This is a genomic window from [Actinomadura] parvosata subsp. kistnae, assembly GCF_900323885.1.
GTDB classification, from domain to species: Bacteria; Actinomycetota; Actinomycetes; order Streptosporangiales; family Streptosporangiaceae; genus Nonomuraea; species Nonomuraea composti.
In genome coordinates, this window is record NZ_OOHJ01000015.1 from 745,568 (window position 1) to 768,446 (window position 22,879).

Sequence of the window (22,879 nt, forward strand, 5' to 3'; positions counted from 1 at the left end):
GTCAGGCTCCGGCCGCTCTCAGTTTGATCTCCGTCCGCCGGTGGTCGGGCGGCGGGTAGCCGGCGACGACGTCCGGCACCACGACGTCCGGGCCGGCGTACGCCTGCCTGAACCGGCTGGCCTCGATGTCGGCGGCCAGATCGTCCACCCGCTCGCCGGGCAGGTCGTCCATCGCGCCCCACCGGTCCCAGGTGAGCATCTCGTGCTTGTTGAGCGCGGCCAGGTCGAACACCACGCTCCTCGCGATCAGCGGCAGCCCTCTGAGTCTCGGGTCCTCGATCCCCGGCGCCGTCACGAACCGGCGCGGATCGGCTTTCCCGGCCCGGCACGACCGCCACGCCCGCCCGGCCGTCAGGAACCGCTCGCGCGGCATGTCGCCGAGCGGCAGCGGCTCGCTCTCGCCGGGTGTCGTGTACCCCTGCTCGAACTCCGGCTCCACCAGCCGCCACCGCTCGCCGTCCCACACCTCGGGGATCATGTGGTCGAGCCACCACCCCGGGATCAGGTAGTCGGCGAAGCCGTAGCGGGCGCGGGCCGGGATGCCGTGGTGGCGGGCCAGCGCCAGGTACAGGACGGTGTTGTCGCGGCAGCACCCCAGCACCCGCCCGGTCGCCTCCCGCCCGGCCGGCGGCGGCGCCGGATCGAGCTCCCTGGCCCTGGCCAGCATGGCGTCGGCGTAACGCAGGTTCACCTCGCCGACCCGGCCGGGCGTGAACCCGTGCCGGGCGAGATCCCCGTTGGCCCAGTAGTGGAAGACCAGCCGGGCGGCCGACTCCCTGATCAGCTCGCGCGGCACGCCGTCGATCCACGCGGCCAGCGGGCCCGGGTCGGTGAAGGTGCTCTGGGTCGCGTAGAAGTCGAGCATGCCCGCCAGTGTGCGTAACGGGTCCCCGCGACGCCACAGGTTTTCGGCAGACTGGAGCCGTGCGGCAGATCCTGACCTATCACGACGCCGTCGTCCTGCTCGGAGGGCCCAGCAGGATCACGAACCTCCTCGACAAGGCGTCGTCGCTGGCCCTGTTCGGGATGGGCGCGATCGACCTGTTCGACGCCCGCGGCGAGGCGGTGCGGCTCGGCGACGCCTTCATCCGGGGCCTGCGCGACAAGGTCAAGGGCCTGAGCCGGTACGACGCGACGCGGCGGCTGGTCGCGGCCCACTCGGTGATCGTGGTCACCGCGTACCTGGAGGCGCTGGCCGAGACGGACGTGCTGCGCGAGCTGACCGCGGAGGACCAGCGCCGGATCACCCGCGCCGAGCACCTCGGCGTGCTGATCGAGCCCCTGCCCATGCCCGCCCCCGACCTGCCCTACGAGCACGTGCTGGCCGACCTGGGCCGCGTGTACCGCTCGTTCACCGGCCCGCTGGTCGAGCTCCTGTCCGGCCTCGCGCTGTGGGACACGTGGGACGAGACCGCCCGCGACCGGCTGCCCGCGGACCTGCCCGCCCGGGCGGTGCGCCGTTACGAGGAGCTGTTCCGGCGGCTCGTCGCCGAGTTCCCCGAGGTGGCCTCCTGGTCCGACCGCGTCGAGCACCAGGCCACCAGGAACGAGATCCGAGGTCTGGCGCACGGCCTGGCCGGGATCCAGGAGCAGGTGGCCAGGCTCCCTCCGGCCCGCGGGCCGTCCGAGCGGCTGGCGGCGCTCGTCCGCTCGAACCGGGCCACGCTGCGGCGGCCGATCGTGAGCGCCGCCGCCACGCCGAGCGGGGTGACCATCCCGCCGCTGGACGAGGGCTACGTCAACCCGGCCTACCGCCTGCTCGTCTCCTCCTGGCGCCACCTCGTCATGTCGGAGGACGTCTGGGCGAAGCTGCCCCGCCACAGCCGCCTGGACGCGTTCCTGACCGGCCATCTCACGCTCCCCCAGGCCACCAGGACACCTCTCCTGGTGCTCGGGCAGCCGGGCGCGGGCAAGTCGTCGCTGACCCGGGTGCTGGCCGCGCGGCTGGCCGCCGCGTCGTTCCTGCCGCTCAGGGTGGAGCTGCGCGCCGTCCCCGCCGACGGCGACGTGCGCACGCAGATCGAGCACGGCATCCGGGCGGCACTGGACGAGCCGATGTCGTGGCCGGACTTCGCGCACGCCGCCGAGGGCGCGCTCCCGGTCGTCATGCTGGACGGCTTCGACGAGCTGCTCCAGGCGACGGGCGTCAACCAGACCGACTACCTGGAGCGGGTCGCTCAGTTCCAGCAGGACCAGGCGGACAAGGGCCGGCCGCTGGCGGTCATCGTCACGTCCAGGACCGCCGTGGCGGACCGGGCGCGGATCCCCGAGAAGACGCTCGTCCTCCAGCTGGAGCCCTTCGACGACGACCAGATCCGGGAGTGGGTCGCCACGTGGAACCACGTGAACCGCGGGCACTTCCGCCGCCGCGGCCTGGAGCCGCTGCCCCTGGACAAGGTGCTGGCCGTCCGCCAGCTCGCCGGGCAGCCCCTGCTCCTGCTCATGCTGGCCCTGTACGACGCCGACGCGAACGCGCTGCGCCACATGCCGGTGGACCTGCACGAGGCGGAGCTGTACGAGCGGCTGCTGCACGACTTCGCCGTCCGCGAGGTCGGCAGGTCCCATCCCCGTCTGGCGGGCGGCGAGCTGGAGCGGGCCGTGGAGGACGAGCTGCTGCGCCTGTCGATCACGGCGTTCGCGATGTTCAACCGCGGCCTGCAGTGGATCGCCGAGCCCGACCTGGACGCCGACCTGCGGGCGCTGCTGGTCGATGAGGCGCGGCGGCCGGCGGGGCCGCGCCGCGCCGTGCCGCGGGCGGAGGGCGTCATCGGCGGCTTCTTCTTCGTGCACACCTCCCAGGCCCTGCGCGACGAGGAGCGGCTCACGACCTACGAGTTCCTGCACGCCACCTTCGGCGAGTACCTGATCGCCCGCCTGGTCGTCAGGGAGCTGTCCGGCCTGGCGGAGGAGCTGGCCGCCGCCGGGTCCCGCCGTCCCGCCCCGCCGGACGACGCCTACCTGCACGCGCTGTCGTCGTTCGCCGCCTTCACCGTCCGGGCGCCCATCGCGGACTTCCTGCGGTACGGCCTGCGCCACGCCGTCCCGGCCGATCGGCGCCGCCTCTTGACGGGCCATCTGTGCGAGCTGTTCGCGGCGGCGCTGCACGGCCGGCCCGGCTCGGTGTACGACGCGTACCAGCCGGTGCGGAACATGGAGCTGACCGCCCGGTGCGCCGTCCACAGCGCCAACCTGCTGCTGCTCGCCGTGCTGTCGTCGGACGAGCCGCTGGCGGGCACGGAGTTGTTCCGCGTCGAGCAGCCGGAGCACGCGAACGAGCGGTGGCGCCGGATCGCCCGGCTCTGGCACTCCCAGCTCAGCCGGGCGGAGTGGGACTCGCTCACCCGCACGCTGCACGTCCGTCACGAGCTGAGCGACGGGACGCGGACAATGCGGGTCGCGTTCGACCGGGACCCGGTCTTCGACTCGCGGGACCTGGTCTTCTTCACCTGGCCCGGAGCCGACTCCGACAGCCCGCCCCGGCTGCGGGCGAGCGACGAGAGCTGGATGCGGGAGATCTCCTTCCGCGACGACACCTCGCTCGGGCATCTCTTCGTCAACCTGATCCCCTACTACGAGGTGGCCGGCACGCTGGACGCGCATCCGCGCAGCCCGGCCGCCGACCTGCTGGCGCTCCTGCTGGCCGACGCCCCGGACCGCGCCCTGTACGAGCGCGCGCTGTCGGGGTCGCCGTCGCCGCGCTACACGGACCGGGTGCTCAGGCGGCTGGCGCTCGACGCCCCCGCGCTGCCGGGGCCTTACGTGCTCGATCTGGTGATCATGGCCGCCGGGCGCGGGGCGGGCCAGGAGCCGCTCGACCGCCTCCTCCGGATCCTGGCGGAGCATCCGGGCGTCGAGGACGAGGAGCTGCGGGCGGCGGCCCGGCTAGTCGCGCGGCAGCCGCAGGACCATCCGGGTCCGCGGCCCGTCCTCGATCCGGAGGTCACCCCCGTGGGCCCGGGCGATGTCGCGGGCGATGGGCAGCCCGAGCCCGCTCCCCCCGGTGTCCCGTGACCGGGTGCGGTCCAGGCGGGTGAACCGCTCGAACACCCGCTCCCGCATCTCCTCCGGGATCCCCGGCCCGTCGTCGGACACCTCCACCACGGCCTCGTCGCCGCGGGCCGCGACCGACACCCACACCCGCGTGTCGCCGTAGCGGTCGGCGTTGGACAGCAGGTTCGCGACCAGCCGGGCCAGGCGCAGGCGGCTGCCGCGGACGTACACCTCCGGCTGCACGTCCAGGGTCACGGGGAGGCGGCCGGGACGGCGGGCGGCCTCCTCCTCGACCAGCCGGCCCAGCTCGAACCGGTCGGAGCCGATCTCCACGCCGGCGTCCAGCCGGGCCATGAGCAGGAGGTCGCCCACGATGTCGGACAGCCGCTGGGCGTCGTCCATGGCGGCCCGCCAGTCGGCCTCGGTGCGTTCCTCGACGCCGGCCTCCAGCCGGACGAGCAGCCCGGCGATGGGGGTGCGCAGCTCGTGGGAGGCGTCGGAGACGAAGCGGCGGTGCCGCTCGACGGCGTCCTCCAGGCGGCCGAGCGTGTCGTTGACGGTGACGGCCAGCTCGGCCACCTCGTCGCCGGTCGAGGGCACGTCCACCCGGCGGGTGAGGTCCTCGGCGCTGATGCGTTCGAGGCCCTGCCGGATGCACTCCACGGGGGCCAGCACGTGCCCGACGCCGTACCAGGCGGCCCAGCCCATCAGCGCCAGCAGCGCGGCGGCGGAGCCGTACAGGACCAGGGGCAGGAACGAGGAGCGCAGCAGGACGGGCTCGCGCACCGCCGCGTAGACCACGACCGGCCCGTAGGCGCTGATGTGGTTGCTGGTCCCGACGACCAGCATGCAGCCGCGGCCCTGGCACACCCGGTCGCTGACGCGGGGGTCGCCGCCGCCGGGCCGGGCCGAGGTGAGCGGCGGGCGGCCCGCGACGGCGGCGCTGGCCGCGACGACCCGGCCGCGGGCGTCCACGACCTGGAGCATGCTGACGTTGTCCTGGGGCGGGATGGGCCCGGTGTAGCGCCGGTCGTCGATGACGGTGGTGATGCGGCGGCTGGCCTCGTCGGCCTGGTCCACGAGGTCCGACCGGACGAGCATCGGGTACATGACGGAGATCAGCGTCACTCCGGCCAGGATGAGCACCCCGAACGAGACCACCGTCGCGATCGTCATCCGGGCCCTGATGGAGCGGCCGTGCATCATACGTCCGACTGTGCCACCTGTCGTACAAACCGCAGGTCAAACGGATGTGTAGAAGCGGCGGTGCAGCTCGCGGACCTCCTCTGCCAGCTCGGGCACGGGGCCGTCGACGATCACTCCTGGCGCGATCTCGGCGACCGGCAGCGTGCGCACGGGCGGCGCCGGCACGCCCAGCTCGCTCAGCCAGGCGGCGAGCTGGGCCGAGGAGGCGACGTAGGCGATGCGCCCGAGCCCGACCCACGCGTGGGCGGCGGCGCACATGGGGCAGTGCTCGCCTGAGGTGTAGACGGTGGCGGCGGCGCGCTGCTCGGGCGTCAGGTGCTCGGCGGACCAGCGGGCGAGGGCGAACTCGGGGTGGCGGGTGCGGTCTCCCGACGCCACCCGGTTGTGGTCCTCGGCGAGCACGGTGCCGTCGCCGGAGACCAGCACGGAGCCGAACGGCTCGTCACCCACCTCCAGGGCGCGGGTGGCCAGCTCGACGCAGCGGCGCAGGTACGGCAGCTCGGACGACTCGATCACAACAGACTCCAGCAAAGGTAACGGCCCGCCGAAAGTGCATGAGCATTCATGTTTCCCCACGTCATGTACGGATATCCGGCCTTGGGGCCACAGAAAATCGGTTGATCCCACGTATTAGCCTAGAAGGGATGCCTCCCGATACGCACAAACCTCGCCGTCCCCTGCTGTCTTCCAACTCCTTGTGGCGGATGAAGCCGTATCTCCGCCCGTACGTCGCCAGACTGGTCATCATCTGGCTGACCGCGCTCGTCGGTGTCGGCCTCGTCATCGTGTTCCCGCTGATCATCAAGTCCGTCATCGACGGGCCCGTCGAACACGGTGACTCCGGCGCGCTGCTGCCCCTGGGGCTGCTCGCGATCGGCGTCGGCGCGCTAGAGGCGCTGCTCATCCTGTTCCGGCGCTACATCCAGGTGAAACCGGTGCTCGGCCTGGAGACCGCCGTCCGCGACGACCTGTACGAGCACCTGCAACGCCTGCCCATGGGCTTCCACGGAGACTGGCAGTCCGGGCAGCTGTTATCGCGGGCGACGACGGACCTGTCGACGATCCGCCGCTTCCTCGGCTTCGGCGCCCTGTTCCTCGTGATGAACGTGCTGCAGGTCGTCACGGTCACGGTGCTGCTGCTGAACATGTACTGGCCGCTGGGCCTGCTGGTGCTGGCCTCGGTCGTGCCGATCGTGTGGACGTCGCAGCGCTTCGAGAAGCGCTACATCAAGATCTCCCGCCAGGTGCAGGACGAGCAGGGCGACCTGGCCACGCTCGTCGAGGAGTCCGCGATCGGCATCCGCACGATCAAGGCGTTCGGCCGCCGCCACCACGTCTACGACCAGTACGACGACGCGGCGCGCAAGGTCTACGGCTCCTCGATGGACAAGGTGCGCCTGTCGGCCAAGTTCTTCTCCTTCCTGGAGATCATCCCCAACATCACGCTGGCGCTGGTGTTGCTGATCGGCGCGCTCGCGGTCGGCTCCGGCGCGCTGACGCTGGGCGCGCTGATCGCCTTCACCACGCTCATGCTGCAGCTCGTCTGGCCGGTGGCGAGCCTCGGCTACCTCCTGGTCATGGCTCAGGAGGCGATGACCTCGGCCGACCGCCTCATGGAGGTCATGGACACCGTCCCGGCCATCGAGGGCGGCACCGAGACGATCGAGGAGCCGCGCGGCCACCTGCGCTTCGAGGGCGTGGGCTTCCGCTTCCCCGACTCCGACAAGCCGGTGCTGCGCGACGTGTGGCTGGAGGTCCGGCCGGGCGAGACGGTGGCCGTCGTGGGCGCGACCGGGGCGGGCAAGACCACGCTGACCGCGCTGGTGCCGCGCCTGCTCGACCCCACCGAGGGCCGCGTCACGATCGACGGGCACGACGTGCGCGACCTCGACCTGAAGACGCTGCGCTCGGTGGTCGCCACCGCGTTCGAGGAGCCCACGCTGTTCTCGATGAGCGTGCGCGAGAACCTCAAGCTCGGCCGCCCCGACGCCACCGACGAGGAGCTGGAGGAGGCGGTGCGCACCGCGCAGGCGATGTTCGTGCACGACCTGCCGTGGGGCCTCGACACCCGCATCGGCGAGCAGGGGCTGTCCCTGTCCGGCGGGCAGCGGCAGCGGCTCGCCCTGGCCAGGGCGGTGCTGAGCAGGCCGCGCGTGCTGGTGCTCGACGACACGCTGTCGGCGCTCGACGCCGAGACCGAGGCCCTGGTGGAGGAGGCGCTGCGGCACGTGCTGCGCGACGCGACCGGCATCGTGGTCGCCCACCGCGCCTCGACCGTGCTGCTGGCCGACAAGGTGGCGCTGCTGCGCGACGGCACGATCACGCACGTCGGGCAGCACCGCGAGCTGCTGGCCCGGGTTCCGGAGTACCGGGAGCTGCTGGCCCAGGACGCCGACCTCGACGACGCGGCGGAAGGAGCACTCCGATGACCACGACGGTTCAGGAGAAGAGCGACTCCTGGCGCGGCGTCGCCTCCGAGGACCAGGAGGAGCTGACGGACCGGGTGTCCGTGCTGCTGCGGGCGCGTTCGCGGCGGCTGCTGGGCGACCTGCTGCGGCCGTACAAGAGGAGGATCGCGCTGCTCGTCGCGATCATCGTGGTCTCCAACGCGGCCGGCCTGTCGATCCCCTACCTGGTCTCGGTGGGCATCGACGCGGGCATCCCGCCCATCACGAACGGCTCGGGGGCGGGGATCCTGGTCACCGTGGTCGCGGTGATCCTGGTCGCGGCGGTCACGCAGGCGCTGACCCGGCAGGCGTTCCTGCGGCTGATGGGCGCGGTCGGGCAGAGCATCCTGCTGACGCTGCGCAGGAGGGTGTTCGACCACTTCCAGCGCCTGTCGCTGAGCTTCCACGAGCAGTACACCTCGGGCCGGGTGATCTCCCGGCTGACCTCCGACATCGAGGCCATCGCCGAGCTGGTGCAGTCGGGCTTCGACGCGCTGGTCAAGGCGGTGCTGACGCTGGTCGGCACGGCGGTGCTGCTGCTGGTGCTGGACGTGCACCTCGGCCTGGTGGCGCTGATCCCGATCCCGCTGCTGCTGCTGTTCACCAAGTGGTTCCAGCGGCAGTCGGCCGTGGTCTACCGGCGGACCCGCGAGACGGTCGCCCTGGTGATCGTTCACTTCGTGGAGTCGATGATCGGCATCCGCGCGGTGCAGGCGTTCCGCAGGGAGCCGCGCAACCAGGAGATCTTCGAGCAGCTCAACGACGACTACCGCGACGCGAACGCGCGCAGCATGGTCCTCGGCGCGACGTTCATGACCGGCGTCAAGCTGATCGGCAACATGACGATCGGCGCCGTGCTGCTCTACGGCGGCTACCTGGCCCTGCACGGCGAGGTGTCGCCCGGCGTGCTGGCGGGCTTCATGCTGTACCTGCGCTCGTTCTACGAGCCGATGCAGGAGATCAGCCAGTTCTACAACACGCTGCAGTCGGCCGGCGCGGCGCTGGAGAAGCTGTCGGGCGTGCTGGAGGAGGAGCCGGCCGTGCCCGAGCCGCGCGAGCCGCAGGCGCTGCCGCACGGCAGGGCGCGCGGCAAGGTGCGCTTCGACGGCGTCGAGTTCGCCTATGTCAAGGAGATGCCGATCCTGCCCCGGCTCGACCTGACGATCCCGGCGGGCCAGAGCGTGGCGCTGGTCGGCGCGACGGGCGCGGGCAAGACGACGCTGGCCAAGCTCATCTCCCGCTTCTACGACCCGACCGAGGGGCGCGTGCTGCTCGACGGCGTCGACCTGCGCCGGCTCGACGAGCCGACGCTGCGCCAGGCCGTGGTCATGGTGACGCAGGAGAACTTCCTGTTCAACGGCACGGTCGCGGACAACATCAGGTTCGGCAAGCCCGACGCCACCGACCGCCAGGTCCGCGAGGCGGCCAAGGCCATCGGCGCCCACGAGTTCATCGCCGGCCTGCCCCAGGGCTACGACACCGAGGTGGGCAAGCACGGCGGCCGGATGTCGGCCGGGCAGCGGCAGCTCGTCGCGTTCGCGCGGGCGTTCCTCGCGGATCCGGCCGTGCTGATCCTCGACGAGGCCACCTCCAGCCTCGACGTGCCGAGCGAGCGGCTGGTGCAGCGGGCGCTGCGCACGATCCTCGCCGAGCGCACGGCGCTGATCATCGCGCACCGGCTCTCGACGGTGGAGATCGCCGACCGGGTGCTGGTGATGGATCGCGGCCGGATCGTCGAGGACGGGCCGCCGGCCCAGCTCATCGCCTCGGCGGGCCGCTTCGCCGGGCTGCACCGGGCGTGGCTGGAGAGCCTCAGCTCCTAAGGGTGCGGGCGCACCGAGGCCACGGCGTTGGCGAACAGCTCGTAACCGACGAACAGGGCCAGCGGCACGCCCAGCGCGACCAGGAGCCTGCCGGGCAGGTGCGCCCGCTCCGGAACGGGAGCGGGCGCCCTGACCGGCGGCACCGGCTCGTTCTGTCCGGACTCGGGTTCGGGCTCATGCTCGGGCTCGGGGACGCGGATCGGGTGTCCGGAGGGGAACCACGTCACCCGGTATCCGCCGCAGGCCGGGCAGCAGGCGTCCGACCAGGGCGGCGGTACCGGGACCCCCGAGCTGAGCCAGATGTCGCCCCCGTTGCCGTAGGCGTCGGAGAGGTGTCTGACGACGAAGTCCTCTTCCCAGACGTGCAGGCAGCGCAGGCATTCGAAGGGCCACGTCTCTCGGGTCTCGAAATCCTCGGGCACAGGGAGCACCTTCCGGCCGGTTGATCGCCTTGTCACTCCGAGTGTCCGTCCGGTTACGATTCTCCTTCAAGACGGGCTTATGACACCGATGGCCAGGAAACACTTACCGCCTGTCAGAATGCGCGGTCAGTAGAGCGGCCTGGGCACCGGGCTGAGCAGCGGCGTCGCGTCGGGCCCCCTCGGCTCGGCCGGCGGGATCAGCTCCGGATGGCGCCGCAGGTAGCCGTCCGGGAACGTGGTCGCCTGCTGGCAGCCGCACTGCGGGCAGATGGCGCCCGACGACGGCGGCGGGACGCGCAGGCCGGCCCGCAGCCAGACGTCCGCCTCGTTACCGTGATCATCTTCGGTGTGCCTGACGACGTAGTCCTCCTGCCAGACGTGCCAGCAGCCGCGGCACTCGAAAGGCACGTTCCTGAGTTCCTCTTCCACTGTGAGGTCACCCCCTGATTCCGAGTGTCCGCCTCCTCATCGGAATCCCGCAACCAGCCTCATCTCATGGAGAAGACAAAGGTGACGGCGCCCGCGACCACGCTCAGCGTCCCGAGCCAGGCGAACACCACGTCCACCCCCGCGTCGAGCGGCCGGCCGGCGTGCAGGGCGGCCTGGACGCGGCGGTAGCGCAGCCGCGTCCTGATCAGCAGCACGCCGCCGCAGAGCGCGGCCATCGCGAAGCCCGCGACGGCGATCGCGGGCAGGCCGTGCCGGACGGCGAGCCCGGCCGCGCCGAGCCCGCCGGTGGACAGGGCCACGGCGGTGCGCACCCACGCCATCCGGGTGCGCTCGCTCTGCAGCCCCCTGTCCCAGATCTCCTCTTCAGCGGTCATACGGTCACGCGGACAGGATGATCAGGACGAGGGCGACGACGGCCACGGCCGCGACGCCGTACCCGAAGACGGCCGCCAGCGCGGGCGGCGGCAGCGGCGCCTGCTGCCGCAGCGCGCGCTGGATGTTGCGCCAGCGCGGGTAGGCCATGCCCGCCGCCAGCGCGGAGAGCGTGACCAGCACGATGGCCAGCGCGGTACGGATCCACGGCACGAACACGTCGGACGGCACCGCCGCCATGGCCACCCCACCCGCGCTGAGCGCCAGCGCCGTGCTCAGCCAGGTGAGGAAGGTGCGTTCGTTGGCCAAGGTGAAACGCGGGTCGGGTTCCATGGGAAATACGCTAATTCGTACCCATTTCCCCTAGAGAAGCCGGGATTAGCGGCGGCTCAGCTGCAGGCCTGGGCCACCTTCTCCACGTAGGCCGCGCTCTCGGAGGTGACCTTCTGCAGCGCGTCGACAGCGTCGTTGGCGTCTTGGACGGTGATGCTCGTCAAGGTCTTCGCCATGCTGTCGGTGGCCTCCTTGAGCGTGGTGTTGGCGGCCTGGTCGGCCACGTCGTTCAGCTTGCCGGCGGCGTCGTCGATGGCTTTGTCCATGGCCTGCGGGTCGTCGGTGAGCTTGCTGATCTGCGCGCCCAGGTCGGTGATGATCTTCGGTGCCTCCAGGCACGCCTGGGCCTTGTCGATGGTGTTGTTGACCTCACTGCAGCCCGCTGCCAGGACGCAGGCGGCGAAGAGGGCCAGGGGCAAGAACCGGCTCTTGAGTCGAGGCATGTCTCGACCCTACCCAAGGGTTCACGCCCCTGCGGTGACCGAACGTAGCCAGTCGATGAGCAGCGCGTTGACCTCGTCCGGGCGTTCCTGCTGGGCCCAGTGCCCGCAGCCGTCCAGCAGGTGCGCACCGGACAGGCCCGGCATCGTCCGGGGGAACGCCTCGATGGCGCCGGCCATCCACGTGGTGCTGGCGTCCAGCGTCCCGCCGACGAACAGCGCCGGCTGCGTGATCGGCGCGCCGTCCCAGGCCGCCAGGTCCTCCCAGTCGCGGTCCACGTTGCGGTAGCGGTTCAGGGCGCCGGTCAGGCCGGTGCGCTCGAACTCGCCCGCGTACACGTCCATGTCGGCCTCCGTCAGCCAGGACGGCAGCGCGTCCTTCACGAAGCGGTCACGCAGCCGCCCGCCGCTCGGCACGAAGTACGCCCCCTGCCCCTCCGCCGACAGCGCCTGGTAGAACCCGGCCAGCCAGCCGCGCACGTCCGGCTCGATCTCGGCCTCCGCCCGGCCCTGCGCCTGGAAGTAGCTCACGTAGAACTCCTCGTCCCCGCCCACCGTGGCGAAGCCGTCCGTCGGCCGGTGCGGGCCGCGCGGCGCGTACGGGACGCTCATCAGGCCGACCGCCCGGAACAGGTCCGGCCTGAGCAGGGCGCTGTTCGCGGCGATCGACGACCCCCAGTCGTGGCCGACGACCACGGCGCTGCGCTCGCCGAGCGCGCGCACCACGGCCGCGTTGTCGGCGACGTGGGCCAGCATCCGGTAGTCCTCGACGCGCGCGGGCGCGGAGGAACGGCCGTAGCCGCGCACGTCGATCGCCGCCGCGCGGAACCCGGCCGCGGCCAGGGCGGGCAACTGGTGGCGCCAGGAGTACCACGACTCGGGAAAACCGTGCACCAGCAGCACCAGCGGCCCGCTGCCCTGCTCCGCCACGTGGATCCGGCCGCCCGGCACCTCGACCAGGCGATGGGTCTGTGTCATGTACGCCCTCCATCTCGCAATATCCGTGCCAACTCTCCGCCGTGGAAGGGGCGGCGGGCGAATCCTGTTGCCGTTCCGGCAAAACCTGGCCGGCGGGCTTCTCCGAGCCGCTGACCTGCACCCATACGGCGTTGGATATCGATCGTTTCGCGATATCGCTATTAGACATCACGTGATCGCATCTGCTTTGCTCCTCACCTCCGAACCCATCAACCGCTTTCAACACACGACAGCGAGGACACAAGGCATGCGACACCTCCGCTCCCGGGCCGCGCTCCAGGCGGCCGCCCTGACCCTCTCCCTCGCCGCGGGCGGCGCCCTCACCACGGGCACCGCCCCGGCCACGGCCGCCTCGGTCGTGGCGCCCCAGACCGGGCAGGCCCAGGTCACGAAGGAGCTGCGCGCGCTGGAGGCGTCCTTCAAGGGCCGCATCGGCGCGTACGCCATCGACACCGCGACCGGCAAGACGGTCGGCTACCGGTCGGGCGAGCGCTTCCCGCTGCTGTCCACGTTCAAGGCGCCGCTGTGCGCGGCCGCCCTGCACCGCGCCCGCACCACCGAGCCCGGCCTGATGGAGAAGGTCGTCAAGTGGACGGCCGACGACCTCAAGCCCAACTCCCCCACGACGGAGAAGCACGTCGAGGACGGCCTGAGCGTCGCCAAGCTGTGCGAGGCGACCATCACCGAGAGCGACAACACCGCGGCCAACATGGTGCTCAAGCAGATCGGCGGCCCGGCCGGGCTGACGAAGTACTTCCGCTCCCTCAAGGACCCCGTCTCCCGGCTCGACCGCTACGAGACCGAGCTGAACGACTGGACCCCCAAGGAGAAGCGCGACACCACCACGCCCGCCGCCATCGCGCGCGACCTGCGCGCGCTCACGACCGGCGGCGCCCTGAACGCCAAAGACCGCGAGCAGCTCAACGCCTGGCTGATCGCGAACAAGACCGGCGACGCCCGCATCCGCGCCGGCCTGCCCAAGACGTGGAAGATCGGCGACAAGACCGGCACGAACGGCGAGATCGGCGGCGCCAACGACATCGCCGTCGCCTGGCCGAACGGCACGTCCGCCGCCCCGATCATCCTGGCCGTCTACACCCACCGCACGGTCGCGGCCACCGACGACTCCGTGGTGGCCAAGACCGCCACGATCCTGGCCCGCGGGCTCGGCAGGCTCTGATGTCGCGTCGGGGGACGAACATCCTGCGCCTGGCCACCGCCGGCACGGCCGCGGGTCTGGTGGTGGCCGCGCTCGCGATCCCGGCGGTCGGGGGCGCCGGGATCGGCTTCGTGACGGCGGCCGGCGAGGTCAACCTCAAGCCGCTCGACCTGGCCGAGCCGCCGCCGGCGGAGGTCACGATCGTGCGCGACGCCAAGGGCGGCGAGATCGCCCGCTTCTACGAGGAGTACCGCGAGGTCGTCGGGTTCGACGAGATCGCCGACACGATGAAGACGGCGATCGTCGCGATCGAGGACTTCCGCTTCTACGAGCACGGGGCGATCGACATCGAGGGCACCCTGCGCGCCCTCGCCACCAACCTGCAGTCGGGCAAGGTGAGCCAGGGCGGCTCCAGCATCACCCAGCAGTACGTCAAGCAGGTGCTGCTCAACTCGGCCGGCACCGAGGCGGAGCGGAACGCGGCCGTCGAGGCCAGCTACGCGCGCAAGCTCAACGAGCTGCGCTACGCGATGGGCATCGAGCAGAAATACACCAAGGACCAGATCCTCGCCAAATACCTGAACATCGCCTACTTCGGCGCCAGCGCCTACGGGGTGGAGGCGGCGGCCCGGCGCTTCTTCGGCGTCTCCGCCGCCGACCTCACCCTCCCGCAGGCCGCCACGCTCGCCGGCGCCGTCCAGGACCCCAACGCCACCGACCCGAACCTGGGCCGGCGGCAGCGCGAACGCCTCCTCAACCGCCGCAACGTCGTCCTGGACCGGATGGCCGAGCTGGGCAGGATCACCGCCGCCGAGGCCGCCAAGGCCAAGGCCACCAAGCTCGGCTACAAGGGCACCCGCATCCCCGGCGGCTGCGAGAGCAGCGAGTATCCGTACTTCTGCCTCTACGTCCGCCACGAGATCCTCGGCAACCCCGACTTCGGCCGCACGTCCAAGGCCAGGCTCGCGATGCTCAACCGCGGCGGCCTGACCATCACGACCACCCTCGACCCCGCCATGCAGGCGGCGGCCGACCGGGCGATCAAGCGGTACGTGCACCCGTCGGACGCCCCCGTCGCCGCCCAGGCCCTCGTCAAACCCGGCACGGGCGCGATCAAGGCCATGGCGGCCAGCCGACGCTACGGGACGAACGCCGCCAAGAACGAGATCTCCTACAACGTCGTCGCGAACACCGCCCACGGAGGCGGCATCGGCTTCCAGCCCGGCTCCACGTTCAAGACGTTCACCCTGATCACGGCCCTGCAGCAGGGCATGAAGCTGGACGACGGCATCGCCGCGGGCGCCGGCTACCGGGCGCCGGCGTACTCGACGTTCAAGACCTGCAAGGGCCAGAACGTCGGCGACCCGTCCCACACCGTCACCAACGACGAGGGCTCCCCCGGCTGGAAGACCCTCAGGACCGGCACCTGGAACTCGGTCAACACGTTCTTCATGGAACTGGAGGAACGCGTCGGCCTCTGCGAGACCGTCAAGACGGCCAAGGCCCTCGGGATCCGGCGCGCGGACGGCAAGAAGCTGCAGGAGTACGAGACGTTCACGCTCGGCATCAACGAGTCCGACCCCGTGACCGTCGCCACCGCCTACGCCGCCATCGCCGCCCGCGGCAAGTACTGCGCCCCGCTCGCGATCACCCAGATCACCGACCGCGACGGCCGGACCACCCGCTACCGCCCCAAATGCCGCCAAGCCCTGGACCCCGCCATCGCCGACGCCACCGCCGAGGTCCTGTCAGGCGTCTTCACCAAGGGCACCATGAGCGGCGTCGGCGGTCTCGACCGCGACGCCGCCGGCAAGACCGGCACCACCGACGACTACGCCTCGGCCTGGTTCGCCGGCTTCACCCCCGACCTGGCCTCCGCCGTCAGCCTCGGCGACCCCCGCGGCTCCCAGCAGCACAAGCTGACCGGCGTCACCATCGGCGGCCGTTCCTACGGCTCCGTTCAGGGAGCCAGCATCCCCGGCCCCATCTGGCGCGACACCATGCTCTCCGCGCTCCGCGACGTCCCCGCCACCCCGTTCACCCCGATCGACCGCGACCGCTTCGAGGGCTGCTCCTCCGCCTGCCGCCCGGACAAGAACCCGGAGGACCCGCCCGGGGAGGACCCGCTGGGGGAAGACGCGGCAGGTGAGAACCAGGCGGGGGACGCCTCCCCGGAGGTGACCCTCTCCCCGGAGAACTACCTGGACTGACCCGCCCCCGCGGACGGCCCGCCCTCTCAACGAGACGGCGGGCCATCCCATGGCCGCGAGAGGTACTCATTCCCCCAGCGACACCGCCCGCCATTCAACCGGTGCGCAGGGCGTCGACGGACTCCTCGGTCCTTCCCGGGCCTTCTCGCGGTCCGTCACCGCCGGACAGAATGTCCCTGTGACGACCCAGGACACCCGCGTCGAGCAGGTACCGCCCACCGCGCTGATCGCCCGATACATCCTGACCTTCCAGGTGGCCTGCGGCGTCGTGGGCACCGCGCTCGCCGCCTACCTCCTCATCGGCTCCGGCCTGGCCACCGCGTTCCTGCTGCTCCTGCTCGCCTCCGTAGCCTTCGTCGTGCTCTCGTGGCTGCTGGTGGCCCGCTGGCCGTCCCGCCGGAGGGTGGTGCGATGGGGAGCCGTGGGGGTCGAGGTGGCCGTTTGCGGTTTGGCGCTGGCCGCGGCCGGGTCCGGCGGGGGCGGCGGCCCGCTCGCCTGGAGCGTGCTGCCCGTGGCGGCCGTCGTCCTGCTCCTCACGCCCTCCGCGGGCCGCTGGTTCGACCGGTGATCTGCCGGCGGCTCGTTCGCGCGGCCACTGATCGGGTAGCGCCCCGGGCATGCGCGTCGCCACACTGAACCTCTGGGCTCGCCACGGCTCCTGGAGCAGGCGCAGGCAGGTGCTGATCGACGGGTTCCGCGAGCTGGACCCCGACCTCGTCGCCCTCCAGGAGTCCGTCGTGACGGACGACTACGACCAGGTCATCGACCTGCTGGGCCCCGGCTACCACGTCGTCCACCAGAAGGGCGGGGAGGCCGACGGCACGCGCGCCTCGATCGCGAGCCGCTGGCCGCTGCGAGGGGTGCGGCAGCTGCGGCTGGACGTCACCGACCGGGTGGATCCGTCGGAGTTCGCGGGATGGGCCGGGCTCGCCGAGGTCGAGGTCCCGGAGCTACGGCGGGGGCGCCTGCTGTTCGTCAACCACAAGCCGTCCTTCCGGCTCGGCCACGAACGCGAGCGCGAGCTGCAGGCCGTCCGGACGGCGAGGCTGATCGAGGAGGTCGCGGGCGGCCTGGACGGCGACGTGCACGTGGTGGTGGCGGGCGACTTCGACGCGCCGCCCGACGCGGCCAGCGTCCGGTTCTGGTCCGGGCTGCAGTCTCTGGAGGGGATGAGCGTGGCCTACCGCGACGTGTGGGCGTGGGCGCGCCCGCACGAGGCCGGGCACACGTTCACACCCCACAACCCGCTGGTGCGGGGCGGCAACTGGCCGCTGGAGACGGGCCGGCGCATCGACTACCTGTTCGTACGGTGCCACGGCAGCGGGCCGACGTTGCGGCTGGTGGACTGCCGGCAGATCTTCGACCGTCCGGTGGACGGCGTCTGGGCCAGCGACCACTTCGGCCTGGTGGCGGATCTCGTACCGATGTCGTGACGTCACGGGGCGCCGGCGGCGCGCAGGAGGCGTAGCTGGCCGATCTCGGTGACGTTCTTCATCAGCTCGGCGTTCACCCACGCCACCATGTGCGCGACCGTGAGCCCGGACCCCTCCGGCCACGGGAACGGCGCGGCGGCCTCCAGGTCGGCCTCGGTGAGCCCGTCCAGCACCGCCAGCCACTCCTCGCGCAGCCCGCGCAACCACGCGACCGCGCTCTCCCCGTCACCCGGCCACGTCACCTCGGACCTGTCACGCGGCGCGCGCCCCTGCGCGTGGTCGAGGGCCACGCTCCACCACCAGCCGATGTGCCAGCTCACCCAGGCGATCGTGGGCACCGGCACGGGGTCCGGCTCGCTCTCCGCCCAGTCCGGCCGCCACGCCCCGCCGTCGTCGCGGCGCACGGTCCAGCAGTGCGGGCCGGGCTCCCACAGGAAGTCCTCCGGCTTCAGCCGCTCCAGGTGGTACTCGAACAGGGACCAGGTGAACTCGAACTGCCAGCGGAGCAGCTCACATCGGTTTCCGGACACCGGCCGATGCTCGCACACCCGGGCCCGTCCCGTGAATCGCTTTTATCCGTCGTGCCGCTTCCTCACGGCGGCACACCTCGGGATCGTCGCCGTCGAGGACGTGAACCATGGGCCCTCCCGTCACTCCGTGGTGAAGGCGAGCGGCACGCCGCAGGCGTCCTGCGCCGCGACGTAGAAGCCGCCGTCCGGGGTGATGCGGGTGGGGATCTCGTTGCCCTCGATCAGCTCGCGTGCGGCGCTCAGGTCCCGGACGGCGACCGTGTGGGCGGCCAGCAGGGGCACGGCGGGCGGTACGTGCCCGGGCAGGAGGCCGTCGAGCGCGGAACGGGCGACGATCTCCACCCGGCCGTGCCGCAGCGGCAGTACCCGCTTGGCGCCGTCGATCCGCACGTCGGCGTCCAGGAGGCGGGCGTAACGCTCTTCGTGCTCGTCCACCTCGCCGTCGGGCACGACCAGCAGCACGCCGTGCAGGCCGACCGTGCCGTTGGGGTGGCCGAGGTAGTGGGGCTGGTGCACGTACTGCGGGGTGTGGTGCTGGGTGGCCTGGAGCGCGCCCTCGGGAGTGTGGACGGCGTCGACGCGGACGCTGTCGGCGCGCACGGTGCGCGGCCCGTCCGGGGTGGTGACCTCGCGTTCCAGCGCGCGGACCCCCGTGGACGCCAGCCCGGCGGCCCGCAGCCGCTCGGCGGTGACCTTGATGTCGCGTGAGCCGAGGGTCATCAGCAGCCCCCGGTACGTGCGCCGCAGCTCGTGCACGCCCCACGGGTCGGGCGCGACCGGATCGACGATGCCGAGCAGCTCGATGAACGACCGGCCGAAGTAGGCGCACCGGTTGGCCGTGCAGGTGGGCAGGAGCGGCCCGCCGGGGCGTTCGGCCAGGAGGTGGGGCGAGACGGGGCTGAGCGTGAAGCCGAGGCGTTCGTAGCGGGCGGACGCGGCGGCGAGGTCGGTCGTGATGAGCACGGTGTGGTCGATGGAGTCGATGTCGGCGCTGCGGCCGGGCGTTTCCATGTGCTTGGTCCTTGTTCCGTGGGAGGGGCAGGGTTGGGGCCGATGGGGCTGGCCGGGGCGCGGCTCAGACGGCCGCCGCGATGGCCGCCCCGATGAAGAGCAGCTGCAAGGCCGTACGGGCGGGCAGGGCAGTGACGGGCTTGCCGGCCAGGGTGAGGCCCCGGCGGGCCGCCGAGACGTTGGCGGGGAACATGGCGACCATGAGCAGCGCCAGCCCGGCCGCCGCGTACGGCGCCACCGGGGGCACGAGCAGCCCGGCCGCGCCGGCCAGCTCAAGGACGCCGGTGAGGGTGACGAGCAGGGCCGGTGCGGGGAACACCGGCGGGATCATCGCGACGAAGTCACGGCGCCACGAGGGCAGGAAGTGCGGCACGCCGGTGAAGACGAACATCAGGGCGAGCGCGCCTCGCAGCGCGGGCTGCCAGGCGTCCAGCACCTCGACCCCCATGAGACCGATGAGCCGCAGGACGACGAAGCCGCCGGTGAGGGCGATGAACGGAACCATCCGTCCTCCAATCTTGTCACCGGCAAGATTGAAGGGTGCGCCCGTATCTTGTCAACGTCAAGATAGGATGCAGGGGTAGAACGGTGAGGCATTCCGAGCATGGAGGTGGGGTAGATCAGCCAGCAGGCCTACCATCACGGCAACCTGCGGCGCGCCATCATCGACGCCGCCCTTCAGGCCATCAGCGAATCCGGCCCGGCCGGATGGAGCCTGCGCGAGCTGGCCCGGCGCGCCGGGGTCTCGCATGCCGCCCCCGCCCACCACTTCGGCGACAAGCAAGGGCTGCTGACGGCCGTGGCCGCCGAGGGTTTCGAGATGTTCGCCGAGACCCTTGAACGGGCGGCCGAAGACGTGTGGGAGGTCGGCGTCGCCTACGTCCGCTTCGCCATCGATCACCGGCCCTACTTCGAGGTGATGTTCCGGCCGGAGTTGTACCGGGTCGACGATCCCAGCGTGCAGTCTGCGCACCAGCGGGCCGCCCAGGTGCTCGTCACCAGCGCCAGTTCATTGTCGCCGAGGCCGGCGGACGACCGGCTGACCACGATCGCCGCCTGGTCACTGGCCCACGGGTTCGCCAGCCTTTGGTTGAGCGGCGCGCTGCCGGAGAGTGCGGACGGTGATCCTGAGGCTCTCGCCCGCTCGATGATCCGGCTCATGTTCGGCGCCCTGCGCTGAAGCCCCGGGCGGGTTTTCAACGCGAGGCAACCTCCGTTGCGACCTTCGAGCCTGCACCCGGCCTACGCTGCGCCCCTGGACCTGCACCGGCCCTACGTTGCCGCCCTGGACCTGCACCGGCCCTACGTTGCCACCCTGGACCTGCACCGGCCCTACGTTGCCACCCTGGACCTGCACCCCGCCTGGGTCGCGCTTCAGAGACGTGCGTTTGACCTACGCCATGGGCGGTGAGCGCAGGCTCAGAACTCGTCGTGGCCCGCGACCTGCGTGATGGAGAAGACGTGCCGGCTCGCCGCACAGATCGTTTCGAGGACGTGGACAGGGATGTCTTCGCTGGAGTAGCTGGCCCTGAGCACCTGCACGACCCACTCCCCCGGATCGAGCTCCAGCGTCTCGCGCTCGAACGCCGTCGGCGGCCGGGCGATCAGGCTCTCCTCGGCGTGACCGAACGTGTGGCCGAGGGCGACGATCGCGGACTGGAGCGACGGCCGTACGAACTCGGGCTCGGCCAGCCGGGTGCCGCCGAACAGGTCGGCGCGGAAGTAACTCGTCGCGATGCGCACGGGGACGTCGTTCGCGGTCATCATCTTGCGCCGCGCCACGACGTCCATGCCAGGCTCGATCCGCAGGCAGGCCGCCACCTGCTCACCGGCCGGTTCCAGCCCGACGTACAACATCCGCCGCCCCGCCCTGAGGCCCTGACGCTGCGCCTCCGCCAGGAACAGTGAGGCGGAGGCCCGGACGGCGGGCTCCGTCGGCAACGCCTGCCGCACGAGAACGCGCGGCGCCGCCTGCCCCTCCCGGACCTGTCCCTTACGAGCGCGTTCTGCGGGATCGCTCTCCTGGCCGCCTTCCCACCTCGGCGTCTTGTCACCCAAGCGGATGTCGCCTCCTCCTGAATCCGGCACGCTGAGGCACTCTAGTGCCTGGCATAACGCCGCTGGACGGCTGCGCAGTGATGCTGCTTACGTCGCGGTGGCTTTGCCTGACGAGGGTCTCCGCGAGGTGTCAGGCCGTGACCTCTGCTTGCTCCAGGCGCTTCACTTGGGTGTGGCAGGTGCGCCTCAAAGCGGGCCTGGAGACGGTCAAAGCCCACCAGTCGTCACTTCTGCCGGCGGTGACGGTGTACGTGTCGCGCTTGCTCACTGCTCCTGCTCTTTCGCGCCGGCCACTCGGCTCGGTCAACAGTGTGACGCCTTCCCGCTGGCCGGCGCAGCAGATCGACCGGTGACCCGGATCCATAGCCTGTGTGGTGAAAATCATGGCCGGAGCGTTGGTGGCCGCCAGATCACCTGACCGTTGGTCACCTCCGGTCAGGATGGCGACCGGGACGACGCCGCGGTCACGCCGATGATCGGCCGCGAAGCGCCCCCAGCGAAGCCCTGGGGCGCAGCCGCTTTTCAGGGTGGGCTCCCAACGGCCAACCCGGTAAACGGGATTCGGGCGGGCGAGAGGCGCCAAAGGCGCCGTGGGGTGCGCCGCCAGGCGCCAAAGTCAAAAACGCCTGAGCCCCAGAGCGCGAAGCGCCACACAGCGAAGCCCTTTTTTCGGGGCGGGCTCCCAACGGCCAACCCGGTAAAGGGGATTGGGGTGGGCGGCCTAGAGTTTGGCGAAGCAGGGGCCGTCGAAGGTGTGTGCCTTGGCCGTGGGTCCCGTGAAGAAGTCTTTGACGGTGGTGACGCCTGTCGGTGCCTTCTCGTCCACCTTGTTGATGAGTGTCTGTCTGAACACGGCCGTCTGGTCCGCGTAGTTTCCGGCCTCCGCCGGCAGCATGCCTTCGTAGTCCACGCTCTTGAGTGTCTTCACCGCTTCCAGCAGGCCTTTTCTGCTCACGTTCCCGCCGGCCACCATCGCGTCCAGGGCCGCTTTCATGGGGTACGCCCACGCCCAGCCGGAGGTGTAGCCGTCGTTGGGGGTGACGCCGGGCAGCGCGGCCCGCATGGCCTTGTGTCCGGGCGTGTCGGCGTCCCAGGGCTTCCCGGGGGCCGACTGTTCGTACAGGGCTTTGAGGGCGGGGGCGGCGGGGGATTTGAGGAGGGCGGGGTTCCAGGTGGGGCCGGTGCCGATGAAGCGGCCTTTGTACCCGCCGGCGGCGGCCTGGCCGATGATGGTGGCGGCGTCGGCGGGGCCGGTGGTGAGGATGACGAGGTCGGGTTTGTTCTTGGTGATCTCGGTGATGGCGCGGCCTTGTTCGGTGGCGCCGCTGGGGGTTTCGACGTTGGTGAAGGTCAGGCCGTCGCGGGCGGCGGCGAATTTGGCGCCGGCGGCGGCGTCGGCGCCGTAGTCGCCTGCGAGGTGGACGGCCATGACGGTTTTGACCTTGTACGTGTCCACGGCGTAGTCGACGGAGTTCATGGCTTCGACGCAGTAGTTGGAGCCGGTTTCGATGATGACGTCCTCGAATTCCCAGGCGGAGGTCCAGGAGGCGGGGGCGGCGACGATGTCGTTGGCTTTGAGGTCGCCGAGGATGGCGGCGGTGGTGGGTGAGCCGAGTGTCTGGGCGAGGCCGAGTACGTGTTCTTTGATCTCGTTGTAGACCTGGCGGTGCACTTCGGGGTTGTACTTGTTGTCCTTGACGTATTTGGTGACGTCGACTTCGTATTTGCCGCCGATGCCGCCGGCTTTGTTGACGCGGGCCCAGAAGGCTTTCTGGGCGTCGGTGATGGGGACGGCGAGTGCGGCGAAGGGGCCGGAGGTGAGGTCGGAGATGGTGCCGAGGTAGATGCAGCCTTTCTTGCTGTCCACCGCGGACGGGCAGGGCTCGCTGGTGACGCCGGGAGCCTGGGCGGCGGCGCCGCCCGTACTGCCTTGGTCGTCCCCCCGGAAGACGCCGCACGCGGACAGAAGGGCCGCTATGGCGACGTAGGTGACTGCACAGCGACTCTTCATGGAGGT

21 protein-coding genes and 2 pseudogenes are annotated in these 22,879 nt (G+C 71.3%); 9 read left to right on the forward strand and 14 right to left on the reverse strand.

Annotated features, from left to right (window positions below; all coding sequences use genetic code 11):
- Position 1: 1 nt before the first annotated feature.
- On the reverse strand, positions 2-865 hold the full coding sequence (locus KIS93_RS18070; protein WP_080036496.1) for a transglutaminase-like domain-containing protein: 864 nt from the start codon (positions 863-865) through the stop codon (positions 2-4).
- A 59-nt stretch (positions 866-924) separates the two neighbouring features.
- Here KIS93_RS18070 and KIS93_RS68965 point away from each other — a divergent pair.
- A pseudogene (locus KIS93_RS68965) lies at positions 925-1,518 on the forward strand (NACHT N-terminal helical domain 7-containing protein); the annotation flags it as partial.
- Positions 1,519-3,882: 2,364 nt separating this feature from the next.
- On the opposite strand, the gene KIS93_RS18075 reads toward KIS93_RS68965, so the two are convergent.
- Positions 3,883-5,196 (reverse strand): sensor histidine kinase, encoded by a 1,314-nt coding sequence (locus KIS93_RS18075; protein ID WP_080036495.1) that lies wholly within the window; start codon positions 5,194-5,196, stop codon positions 3,883-3,885.
- Between the two features lie 36 nt (positions 5,197-5,232).
- Complete coding sequence (locus tag KIS93_RS18080) at positions 5,233-5,712, reverse strand: nucleoside deaminase (RefSeq protein ID WP_080036494.1); 480 nt, start codon at positions 5,710-5,712, stop codon at positions 5,233-5,235.
- A gap of 188 nt (positions 5,713-5,900) precedes the next feature.
- On the opposite strand from KIS93_RS18080, the gene KIS93_RS18085 reads away from it, so the two are divergent.
- Positions 5,901-7,625, forward strand: a complete 1,725-nt coding sequence (locus KIS93_RS18085) for an ABC transporter ATP-binding protein (protein WP_080036493.1) — start codon at positions 5,901-5,903, stop codon at positions 7,623-7,625.
- Positions 7,622-9,466, forward strand: coding sequence for an ABC transporter ATP-binding protein (locus KIS93_RS18090; RefSeq protein WP_080036492.1), 1,845 nt, complete (start codon positions 7,622-7,624; stop codon positions 9,464-9,466). Before KIS93_RS18085 ends, KIS93_RS18090 begins: the two co-directional genes overlap by 4 nt.
- On the opposite strand, the gene KIS93_RS18095 is transcribed toward KIS93_RS18090, so the two are convergent.
- The 6 genes from KIS93_RS18095 to KIS93_RS18120 all read right to left on the reverse strand — a co-directional run bounded on the left by KIS93_RS18095 (position 9,463) and on the right by KIS93_RS18120 (position 12,461).
- Positions 9,463-9,888, reverse strand: a complete 426-nt coding sequence (locus KIS93_RS18095) for a hypothetical protein (RefSeq protein ID WP_080036491.1) — start codon at positions 9,886-9,888, stop codon at positions 9,463-9,465. The genes KIS93_RS18090 and KIS93_RS18095 overlap by 4 nt on opposite strands.
- A gap of 126 nt (positions 9,889-10,014) precedes the next feature.
- A complete protein-coding gene (locus tag KIS93_RS18100) occupies positions 10,015-10,296 on the reverse strand; it encodes a hypothetical protein (protein ID WP_155126384.1) in 282 nt (93 codons plus the stop codon).
- Between the two features lie 80 nt (positions 10,297-10,376).
- Complete coding sequence (locus KIS93_RS18105; RefSeq protein ID WP_080036489.1) at positions 10,377-10,712, reverse strand: DUF202 domain-containing protein; 336 nt, start codon at positions 10,710-10,712, stop codon at positions 10,377-10,379.
- Between the two features lie 4 nt (positions 10,713-10,716).
- Positions 10,717-11,043 carry a YidH family protein gene (locus KIS93_RS18110; RefSeq protein ID WP_080036488.1) on the reverse strand — a complete coding sequence of 109 codons (327 nt, stop codon included), beginning with the start codon at positions 11,041-11,043 and terminating at the stop codon, positions 10,717-10,719.
- Positions 11,044-11,099: 56 nt separating this feature from the next.
- Complete coding sequence (locus tag KIS93_RS18115) at positions 11,100-11,486, reverse strand: hypothetical protein (RefSeq protein WP_080036487.1); 387 nt, start codon at positions 11,484-11,486, stop codon at positions 11,100-11,102.
- Positions 11,487-11,507: 21 nt separating this feature from the next.
- Entirely contained in the window at positions 11,508-12,461 is a 954-nt protein-coding gene (locus KIS93_RS18120; protein WP_080036486.1) for an alpha/beta fold hydrolase, read from the reverse strand.
- 247 nt (positions 12,462-12,708) lie between these two features.
- On the opposite strand from KIS93_RS18120, the gene bla reads away from it, so the two are divergent.
- From bla to KIS93_RS18140, 4 genes are all read left to right on the forward strand, one after another.
- Complete coding sequence (gene bla / locus KIS93_RS18125; protein ID WP_080036485.1) at positions 12,709-13,641, forward strand: class A beta-lactamase; 933 nt, start codon at positions 12,709-12,711, stop codon at positions 13,639-13,641.
- Positions 13,641-15,830, forward strand: coding sequence for a transglycosylase domain-containing protein (locus KIS93_RS18130; RefSeq protein WP_080036484.1), 2,190 nt, complete (start codon positions 13,641-13,643; stop codon positions 15,828-15,830). Before bla ends, KIS93_RS18130 begins: the two co-directional genes overlap by 1 nt.
- Before the next feature lie 178 nt (positions 15,831-16,008).
- A complete protein-coding gene (locus KIS93_RS18135) occupies positions 16,009-16,398 on the forward strand; it encodes a hypothetical protein (protein WP_080036483.1) in 390 nt (129 codons plus the stop codon).
- 49 nt (positions 16,399-16,447) lie between these two features.
- Positions 16,448-17,263, forward strand: a complete 816-nt coding sequence (locus KIS93_RS18140) for an endonuclease/exonuclease/phosphatase family protein (protein ID WP_080036482.1) — start codon at positions 16,448-16,450, stop codon at positions 17,261-17,263.
- A 2-nt stretch (positions 17,264-17,265) separates the two neighbouring features.
- On the opposite strand, the gene KIS93_RS18145 is transcribed toward KIS93_RS18140, so the two are convergent.
- From KIS93_RS18145 to KIS93_RS18155, 3 genes are all read right to left on the reverse strand, one after another.
- Positions 17,266-17,793 (reverse strand): DinB family protein, encoded by a 528-nt coding sequence (locus KIS93_RS18145; RefSeq protein WP_080046427.1) that lies wholly within the window; start codon positions 17,791-17,793, stop codon positions 17,266-17,268.
- Between the two features lie 120 nt (positions 17,794-17,913).
- Positions 17,914-18,804 (reverse strand): VOC family protein, encoded by an 891-nt coding sequence (locus KIS93_RS18150; RefSeq protein WP_080036481.1) that lies wholly within the window; start codon positions 18,802-18,804, stop codon positions 17,914-17,916.
- 64 nt (positions 18,805-18,868) lie between these two features.
- Entirely contained in the window at positions 18,869-19,309 is a 441-nt protein-coding gene (locus KIS93_RS18155) for a DoxX family protein (protein ID WP_080036480.1), read from the reverse strand.
- 159 nt (positions 19,310-19,468) lie between these two features.
- Between KIS93_RS18155 and KIS93_RS67530 the strand changes: the two are divergent.
- Positions 19,469-19,594: pseudogene (locus tag KIS93_RS67530) on the forward strand (TetR/AcrR family transcriptional regulator); the annotation flags it as partial.
- Positions 19,595-19,603: 9 nt separating this feature from the next.
- Positions 19,604-19,984, forward strand: coding sequence for a TetR-like C-terminal domain-containing protein (locus tag KIS93_RS18160; protein WP_246005309.1), 381 nt, complete (start codon positions 19,604-19,606; stop codon positions 19,982-19,984).
- Positions 19,985-20,223: 239 nt separating this feature from the next.
- Here KIS93_RS18160 and KIS93_RS18165 read toward each other — a convergent pair whose 3' ends face one another.
- Positions 20,224-20,862: a GntR family transcriptional regulator gene (locus KIS93_RS18165; protein WP_230465949.1), complete on the reverse strand. Its 639-nt coding sequence runs from the start codon at positions 20,860-20,862 to the stop codon at positions 20,224-20,226.
- A gap of 721 nt (positions 20,863-21,583) precedes the next feature.
- Positions 21,584-22,873 (reverse strand): ABC transporter substrate-binding protein, encoded by a 1,290-nt coding sequence (locus KIS93_RS18170; protein WP_080036476.1) that lies wholly within the window; start codon positions 22,871-22,873, stop codon positions 21,584-21,586.
- Positions 22,874-22,879 lie beyond the last annotated feature (6 nt).

Excerpts from the sequence above, each read along its gene's own strand:
- KIS93_RS18070 (WP_080036496.1), bottom strand. The coding sequence starts at position 865 with ATGCTCGACTTCTACGCGACCCAGAGCACCTTCACCGACCCGGGCCCG.
- KIS93_RS18075 (WP_080036495.1), bottom strand. The coding sequence starts at position 5,196 with ATGATGCACGGCCGCTCCATCAGGGCCCGGATGACGATCGCGACGGTG.
- KIS93_RS18085 (WP_080036493.1), top strand. The coding sequence starts at position 5,901 with ATGAAGCCGTATCTCCGCCCGTACGTCGCCAGACTGGTCATCATCTGG.
- KIS93_RS18090 (WP_080036492.1), top strand. The coding sequence starts at position 7,622 with ATGACCACGACGGTTCAGGAGAAGAGCGACTCCTGGCGCGGCGTCGCC.
- KIS93_RS18105 (WP_080036489.1), bottom strand. The coding sequence starts at position 10,712 with ATGACCGCTGAAGAGGAGATCTGGGACAGGGGGCTGCAGAGCGAGCGC.
- KIS93_RS18110 (WP_080036488.1), bottom strand. The coding sequence starts at position 11,043 with ATGGAACCCGACCCGCGTTTCACCTTGGCCAACGAACGCACCTTCCTC.
- KIS93_RS18115 (WP_080036487.1), bottom strand. The coding sequence starts at position 11,486 with ATGCCTCGACTCAAGAGCCGGTTCTTGCCCCTGGCCCTCTTCGCCGCC.
- KIS93_RS18120 (WP_080036486.1), bottom strand. The coding sequence starts at position 12,461 with ATGACACAGACCCATCGCCTGGTCGAGGTGCCGGGCGGCCGGATCCAC.
- bla (WP_080036485.1), top strand. The coding sequence starts at position 12,709 with ATGCGACACCTCCGCTCCCGGGCCGCGCTCCAGGCGGCCGCCCTGACC.
- KIS93_RS18130 (WP_080036484.1), top strand. The coding sequence starts at position 13,641 with ATGTCGCGTCGGGGGACGAACATCCTGCGCCTGGCCACCGCCGGCACG.
- KIS93_RS18140 (WP_080036482.1), top strand. The coding sequence starts at position 16,448 with ATGCGCGTCGCCACACTGAACCTCTGGGCTCGCCACGGCTCCTGGAGC.
- KIS93_RS18150 (WP_080036481.1), bottom strand. The coding sequence starts at position 18,804 with ATGGAAACGCCCGGCCGCAGCGCCGACATCGACTCCATCGACCACACC.
- KIS93_RS18155 (WP_080036480.1), bottom strand. The coding sequence starts at position 19,309 with ATGGTTCCGTTCATCGCCCTCACCGGCGGCTTCGTCGTCCTGCGGCTC.
- KIS93_RS18170 (WP_080036476.1), bottom strand. The coding sequence starts at position 22,873 with ATGAAGAGTCGCTGTGCAGTCACCTACGTCGCCATAGCGGCCCTTCTG.